The organism is Dehalococcoidales bacterium, from assembly GCA_035529395.1.
Classification (GTDB): Bacteria; Chloroflexota; Dehalococcoidia; order Dehalococcoidales; family Fen-1064; genus DUES01.
Genome location: DATKWT010000147.1, coordinates 1 through 7,880 on the forward strand (window position 1 = coordinate 1; position 7,880 = coordinate 7,880).

Genomic DNA, 7,880 nt, shown 5'->3' on the forward strand with positions numbered 1-7,880 from the left:
CTGTCATGCTGCGCGGTTGCCGTGAGACCTCCGGCAGCAGTTGCGAACCTCATGACCGGGGTCCAGTGTCCCTTCCGGCCGTTCTCGTCGTAGTCTATGACTCCGTCTCCGTTCTCGTCATAGCCGTCCATTATCTCTTTAAGCAGCGAGGAGCCGGTCAGCCTGTCACTGGCCTCAGCCCAACTCAGGACGGTCGGCTGCATGTCCCACAGCATACACGCCGAGTTGTAGTACATGGTAGTGGTGATGAGCTCGTGGAACTCCTTCCCGTCAACTCTACCGAGGTGTCCCTCCAAAGAGGCCATCGGCATTTCCGTAACGGTGTCCCAGCCAACGACATAATACTGTTGTCGTCCGACTCCTCTCTCCTCCATGTACCGATAGAGACCGTACCGGAAGAGCGGCGAGTCAATGTCCTCATCGGTGACTATGTTCTTGCCATCGATCCTGGCGATCGGCACCCTGTGGAAGAACTCCGTGGGAAGGCCCCTCTCTTTCTGTGTCTGCCTGGCCTCAACTATTGGCACCGTCTTAAAGCAGTAGCGGGCACACATGACATCCAGCGCTACCATGTTGAGCGACGCCAGTCCAAACCCTTCAGGTACCCTCACCCCCATCCCCTGATGGCTGATATTGACGGCCTCGATGGCATCGACAACGTGAACCATAAAGACGCCCTGGTCCTGCGTAGCCCGGATGACGTCCGCCTGTGTCCCCGGCATTCCGCGTGTTCTGGTCACAATGTACTCGCCCTTCTCGTTCCTCATGGGAAGGCCGGTCTCATCGTCCATTTGCGGGATCCAGGGCATGTGGGGAAGCTCCGTCTTCATCCCCGGGACGGGGTCCGGGGACCCGTACAACCATCGGCGCTTGCCTGATCCATCATTGCAGGGTGCCTCCTGGGGATAGAGGCCAATACCCAGGTTCTTGACCGCGTTGGTCAGCAGGTCCTGGGCGTGGATCTTAAGCCTGGGCACGTTAACCAGTACACACCCGGGGTAGTCCTTCATATCCTCCGTATCCGCTGGGTCGCCGCCAACAATTGCCTTGTGCAGGGTTATCTCCTGGAAATTGGCCCCATCAGGGACGGACACCACCCTCCCCTTTGAGGCATTGTCGTAGAGGCGGTTCAGGTCATAAACCAGCAGTCTGTCGCCCGCCCTGCCCGGGGGAAGGTACTCTCCGGAGACACTCTCCTGGTAGCCCTTCATCGGGTCATCCGCGTGTGATACATCGTGGCTTTCAGCCAGATACCTCCGCACGAAGTAGAAGCCCCAGCCGCCGTAGAAGTCACCGCTCCGTCCCTCCATGACAGCTTCGGTGGTGATCCGCTTACCTTCGTTGTATTGCAGGCTGAAGAGGACCCCCACAGCCGAGGTAGCACTGGCGGCTTCTCCCAGCGCCATCTCGTGATAGGAGATATCCATTTTGTCGTGGAACCAGCGCATCAAGGCAGCCATGAAAGGCCACTCCGTACAGGTGGTATGGCCCATCCCCTCACCGTGGGTTGCCGGGTCGATGCATAATGGCGCAACCAGGTTGGGTTTGAAAAGCAGCTTCTTCCCCTGCTTGACCTGCGCTTTAACACTGGCAGTGAAGCCGGTCTCCTCATCCAGCTTACCGAGGGCATAGCCCAGGCCAGCATAGATGTAGTCTATTCTGCCCTTTATCTCTTCCCATGCTTCCGCGCTATCCTCATCGATAACCCGCTGCAGCAGCACAGGCATACCGGCATAGGCGCGGCCGGGTTCCATCCTGACGGCAGCAACCGGCGAACCGGAGGTATCCGTACTGAGCACCCCGATACTTGACTCCACCTTCATTCCCTTCTCAAAGGACATTGCATTCTCTCCTTCCAGACATTCGTTACATGACAATGACCGGTACTCCCTGCGAATACCGGTGAATCTGTCTTACCGGCAATGCAGAAACGAACCCATTCCGCACCACAACAGAGACAATTGCCACAAGGTACTACACGTCAGCCGTGATGTCAAATCTCGTGTACCATCCGGTATCAGTGTCGGTCGGCACCGGCATGAGACGAAAGTCGCATACAGGAACAGGGGTGTGTTCTATACTATCTTTAAGTGGATTGGTGAAAAGGACATACCACTGTTCCCGGGCTCTAAGAAAGGACCGGAGGAGGAGCAAAAATGCGAGAGGACATTCAGACAGTACTAAACAGGATAAGACCAGCCCTTCAGGCAGATGGTGGAGATGTGGAGCTAATCGATGTCGCTGATGGTGTGGTCAGCGTGAGGCTAACCGGTGCCTGCGGCGGCTGCCCGATGGCCACTATTACGCTGAAGCAGGGCATTGAGCGAGTGCTTCGCGAACAGGTACCCGATATCAAGGAAGTGGTCAGCGTCTAGAGCCGGTGAGGAAAACGTCTAGGTGTGCAGAATGAGCCCACCGTCTACCGGTATGATCACCCCGGTCACATAGGAGGCATCGTCCGAGGCCAGGAAAGCCGCTACCCTGGCTACCTCCCAGGGCGAACCGAAACGTCTCATCGGGACCTGCCTCAGATTTATGTCACGGACTCTTTCGTCCTGCCATACCGGTTGCACCAGCGGGGTATCTATGTAGCCCGGCATGATACAGTTGCACCTGATATTGTTACGAGCGTAACGTCGGGCAATATGCAGCGTCAGGTGATTGACCGCCCCCTTGGAAGCCGTGTAGGCTACTCCTGGGAGCGGTCGTACTGCTGCCGTCGACGATATATTAACAATAGAGCCACTCCCCGCTTCAATCATGTGGGGAATGGTATACTTGCACATCAGGAACATCCCCTTCACATTAACATTAAACGCCGTGACCCAGTCCTCCTCGGTGGCATCGACAACATCACCACCGACACTCCTCCCCACATTGTTATGTAAAACGTCTACCCTGCCGAAGAGCTGCAAACAGCGGGCAACCGTGGCTTCGCAGTTCCCAGCCTTGACGACATCGGCAACACCGCTCTCTGCCTGACCGCCCTCCTCCCGAATCATATCTCTGGTAGCATCAGCGGCAGCTCCGTCGATATCGACGCAGAACACCCGGGCTCCTTCACGGGCAAACTGCACGGCGGCCGCCTTGCCATTACCGATTCCTTCCCCCTTTGTCCCGGCACCAACAACTATGGCTACCCTGTCCTGTAAACGTCCCATCTTTCTGCCCCTTTCTGCCTGACTTCAAGATTGCGAAGTTCCTTACCGCCGTATCCTAACGCCTATTGCTCCGGGGGTCAATAACATATACTCGCCCGGTACATTAGTGACACTTCAGCATAGTCGATGCCGGTTGCCACACAAGAAGAAAACTAACTCTCCCTGCCGGGAAGGTGAGTTGTCAGGCAGTGACCACGATACCTCACCCTGTTGTGTTACCCTTCTATCTGAACGAGAGCATAACAGCCCGTCCCGCACTATACCAATGTGCACATTATTTGCTATGATAGCGATACATGCCAATTCCCTGATGTCAGGAAGCCGACCATCAAATCAGAATAAAGGAGGTAGCCGATGCCTGCGAGTATACCAAAGGAACTGACCGCAGAACAGGTGAGGGCTAAATGTGACCCTGCCCTGTTCGAATGCGATTCGACCGCTGACCTCAAGCCTATCGACACCATTATCGGCCAGGACAGGGCACTCAGTGCTCTCAAATTCGGTCTCAGTATCCAGAAAACCGGATTCAACATCTATGTTGCCGGACCGGCCGGAACCGGCAAGATGACGGTGATGCGGTCATTCCTGGAGACACTGGCATCTCAGAAGTCAGCCCCCTCCGACTGGTGCTACGTGTACAACTTCCGGGACTCATACTGCCCCGGGGCTCTGGAAGTACCTGCCGGGACCGGGCTGGTCCTGCAGAAAGACATGCGGGACCTGGTAGACAAGGTCCGCCGCAGCATCGTGCAGGCGTTCAGTAGTAAGGAATACGGTGAACGGCGTTCAGAGATAGCTGATGAACTGAACCGAAAACGGGGGTCGGTATTCACTGTCGTAAGTGAGAAAGCCAGGGAGAGAGGGTTGCTTCTGAAGAGCACCCAGGTTGGCCTGGTTCTGACACCGGCCATAGACGGCCAGCAAATGAGTGAGGAAGACTACCAGAACCTGAGCACTGAGAAAAAGGATGAACTAGGCCAGGCACGGGAAGAGCTCACCGCGGAGCTCAAAGAGACACTCGAAGAGCTACAAAACGAGGAGAATAACGCTCAGAAACAGCTCGAGGACACAGACCATGAGGTAGCTACCTACGCCGTCAGCCATCTCTTCGAAGAGCTCAGGAACAAGTATACCGAACTCACCCAGGTAGTACACTACCTCGATGAAGTCAAGAAAAACATCATTGATAACTTCGGGCAGTTCCGGTCAGATGAAAAACCCGAGGGAGCCGACCCCATGGCTGTTGCGATGCAGGAACAGGCCCGGAAGCAGGCTCTGCAAGTATATGAGGTCAATGTGCTTGTTGACAATTCGGAGCTAGAGGGAGCCCCGGTAGTCGTCGATACTAACCCCACGTTTAGCAACCTCTTCGGCCGTATTGAAAAAGAGGCGCATTTCGGTGCCCTGTACACAGACTTCACAATGATAAGAAGCGGCTCATTGCACCGGGCTAATGGCGGGTATCTTGTAATAAGGGTCGAAGACCTGCTGACCAATTATCAGTCCTGGGAAGGCCTGAAGAGAACCCTCCGCGAGAACAAGCTTATCATCGAGGATATCGGAGAGCGGCTAGGATTTATGTCAACCAAGACTCTCCAGCCGGAACCTATTCCACTTGACGTCAAAGTTGTCATTATCGGGGAGCCGATGTTCTACTACCTTTTACATCGGTCGGACCTCCAGTTCAGGGAACTGTTTAAGGTAAAGGCGGATTTTGACAGCCAGATGGACAAGAACGAGGACAACCTTAAGGACTACGCCGCCGTCCTGTGCCGCCTCTGCACTGAGGAAAAGATGAAACACCTGAGAAGCGACGCCCTGGCCAGGATAATAGAGCACAGCTCAAGGCTGGCGGACAATCATGACAAGCTGACAACGATGTTTTCCAGTATCGCTGATATTGTCCGCGAGGCCAATTTCTATGCCGGTGAAGACGGGGCCTCCACCATCGAAGCCAGCCATGTTCATAGAGCTGTAGAACATCGGGTCTATCGGTCAAACCTTATCCAGGAGCGCATCAACGAGATGATAGAGACCGGGATGATTATCATTGACGTAGAAGGTGAAGCAGTCGGCCAGGTGAACGGCCTGGCGGTATATGACCTGGGTGATTTCTCCTTCGGGAAACCGAGCCGTATAACCGCCAGTGTCGGCGTGGGTCGAGAAGGACTGGTTGACATCGAGAGAGAATCCAAGCTTGGCGGTCCACTCCACACCAAGGGGGTCCTGATACTCAACGGGTATATTCACGAGAAGTATGCCCGTGATATCCCTCTGTCCCTTTCCGCCCGTCTTGTCTTCGAGCAGAGCTATGAAGGAGTGGATGGCGATAGCGCTTCAAGCACGGAACTGTACTCCCTGCTCTCCCGCCTGTCCGGGGTGCCCATCAAACAGAATATCGCCGTGACCGGTTCGGTCAACCAGAATGGAGAGGTGCAGGCGATAGGTGGAATAAACGAGAAGGTAGAGGGATTTTTCGAGGTATGCCGTGTCAGGGGTCTCAATGGGTCGCAGGGGGTCCTGATACCGGCAAGCAACATCCACAACCTCATGCTCAAGGATGACATTGTCGAGGCAATCCGGGAAGGCAAGTTCCACATTTACCCGGTGAGTACGATAGATGAGGGAATTGAAGTGCTTACCGGAATGAAGGCCGGTCAATTCCTGGAAGATGGCACCTTCGAAGTCGATTCTATAAACGACCGGGTGCAGAAGCGCCTGGTAAATCTGGCGGAGAAGCTGCGGGACTTTTCCAAAGGTGAAGAGAAGACTGATACGGACAAGAATGACAAGGAAACCGAATCTTGAGTCCAGCCGAAACCGGCCTTCCCGCCAGTGCTGCGTGGCGTTGTTGACGGCGATATGGTAAAGATGGCAAAATGCGGTCTGTGCGATCGCTTGAGATGTCATGGAATATACCTGGCTCCCCAGGAGAAATACAGCCGGAAGGTAAAGTGGCAATAATAGGTAAGGAGTAGCAGTATGAGCAGGAAAATTCAGGAACCGCTTGAAATCAAAGGGATGAAGCTCAAGAACCGGATAGGTTTTGCCCCCTTTCTGAACATGCCTCGAAATGAAGATTGGAGTGTGAATGACCTCACAATCCGCTGGTTCGAGGAACGGGCTAAGGGAGGATTGGGATTTATCATGACCGGTTCCTTCGTCCCGCTGATGGTTTTAATGCCCACAGCCAGAGAGGGATTTGTCCGTCTCGCCGAACGGATGCACCAGTATGACTGCAAGATTGGTATCCAGCTTGTGCAGGGCGGCCCGATGAGCGGACAGGGCCCGTCGCCGTCTCCCTTCCCCAGTGAGACTCATGCCAAACTGGGCCAGTTCGACCTGATGGCAGGGAGCATCATTCCCACAACCGAGGTAACAGTGGAATACCTCGAACAACAGGTGAAGGAGTTTGCCGCCGCCGCGAAGCTCCTCAAGGAGACCGGTATTGATTGCGTCGAGCTGCACTGTGCCCACGGTGGTGCGACTCTGTGCTGCTCTTTCATCTCTCCGTTCTACAACCACCGTACCGACCAGTACGGTGGTAGCTGGGAGAACCGCCTCCGCCTCCCCACCGACATTCTTCGCGCGATGCGGGAAGCCGTCGGTGACGACTACCCATTATTCGCCCGGATGGACGCCGACGAACTGCTGGGTGAAGACGGAATCCAGGTAGCAGACGCCCAGAAGTACATCGCACCCGCACTGGTAGAGGCCGGTGCAGACTGCCTGGACATTTCACAGGGCTCGATAGTGCACTCGCCCCACGGTATCACCATTCCGGTCTACTATGAGAGGGGATGCTTCATCGAGAACGCTGCCGCCATAAAGGAAGTGGTCGATGTTCCCGTCATCGGCGTTGGCAGTATCCTGGATATGGATATGGCTGAGAGGTTCCTGCAGGAAGGTAAAGCGGACATCATCTATATGGGGCGTCAGGTTACCTGCGACACAGATACTCCCAATAAGTACTTCGAGGGCAGGCCGGAGGATATCCGCCAGTGCATCGGCTGCCAGGCCGGATGCGGCAGGCCCTGTTCAATCAACTATGATATCCAGGACGACCCGATACCGCTGACCCCGGCGGAGAAGACCAGGAAGGTCCTCGTGCTGGGCGGTGGCGTCGCCGGTATGGAAGCAGCCAGAATCGCCGCGACCAGGGGACACCAGGTGACGCTGTTCGAGAAAAGCAGCGAGCTTGGCGGTATGGTCGCCAACCTCGGCCTCAACCCTCTGACCGGTGAGTTCGGCAATGTCACGCGCTACCTGTCCACCCAGATGGGCAAGCTCGGAGTGGACGTCAGGGTCTGCAAGGACGCCACTGCCGACGAAATCATCGGGATGAAACCGGATGTCGTCATCCTGGCCGCGGGTTCAACAGCCACAATACCGGATGTGGCTGAAGGTAAATTCGGCGTGTTGACCCACGGCGAAGCCTTGAGACAGCGCCGCTCCATCGGACAGAAGGTCGTTGTCTGGGGATTCTTTGGTGCCGAACTGGCCATCTCCCTCGCCGAGGAAGGTAAGGACGTTGTCCTCATGGGCCGGTCCGGTGAAGGCTCCCTGGGGAGCGATATCGCTGGCGTGCGACGGTTCTATCTCCTCAGGAGGCTGACAGACCTCAACCTGGTCAGGGCCACTCCTGAAGGCCAGAGGTTGAGCAATCCCGAAGTACTCTACAACGTCAGGGTCGAAGAGATTGCCGATAGCAAGATAATG

The 7,880-nt window shown here is 55.6% G+C and carries 5 protein-coding genes; 3 read left to right on the plus strand and 2 right to left on the minus strand.

All coding sequences use genetic code 11. From position 1 onward, the window contains the following. On the minus strand, nucleotides 1-1,841 hold a 1,841-nt coding region (locus VMW13_09465; GenBank protein ID HUV45043.1), incomplete at its 3' end, for a DUF362 domain-containing protein. Nucleotides 1,842-2,156: 315 nt separating this feature from the next. Between VMW13_09465 and VMW13_09470 the strand changes: the two genes are divergently transcribed. Continuing rightward, a complete protein-coding gene (locus VMW13_09470) occupies nucleotides 2,157-2,375 on the plus strand; it encodes a NifU family protein (protein HUV45044.1) in 219 nt (72 codons plus the stop codon). 18 nt (nucleotides 2,376-2,393) lie between these two features. Here the strand turns inward: VMW13_09470 and VMW13_09475 are convergent, their stop codons facing one another. Next, entirely contained in the window at nucleotides 2,394-3,161 is a 768-nt protein-coding gene (locus VMW13_09475) for a glucose 1-dehydrogenase (GenBank protein ID HUV45045.1), read from the minus strand. 354 nt (nucleotides 3,162-3,515) lie between these two features. Here VMW13_09475 and VMW13_09480 point away from each other — a divergent pair, with 354 nt between their 5' ends. Both VMW13_09480 and VMW13_09485 read left to right on the plus strand, forming a co-directional pair. Further along, nucleotides 3,516-5,969: an AAA family ATPase gene (locus VMW13_09480; protein HUV45046.1), complete on the plus strand. Its 2,454-nt coding sequence runs from the start codon at nucleotides 3,516-3,518 to the stop codon at nucleotides 5,967-5,969. 174 nt (nucleotides 5,970-6,143) lie between these two features. Then, the coding region (locus tag VMW13_09485) for an FAD-dependent oxidoreductase (GenBank protein HUV45047.1) at nucleotides 6,144-7,880 on the plus strand (1,737 nt) is incomplete at its 3' end.

Bases quoted from the DNA above. Each gene is read 5' to 3' on its own strand.
- VMW13_09470 (HUV45044.1), top strand. From the start codon at position 2,157: ATGCGAGAGGACATTCAGACAGTACTAAACAGGATAAGACCAGCCCTT.
- VMW13_09475 (HUV45045.1), bottom strand. From the start codon at position 3,161: ATGGGACGTTTACAGGACAGGGTAGCCATAGTTGTTGGTGCCGGGACA.
- VMW13_09480 (HUV45046.1), top strand. From the start codon at position 3,516: ATGCCTGCGAGTATACCAAAGGAACTGACCGCAGAACAGGTGAGGGCT.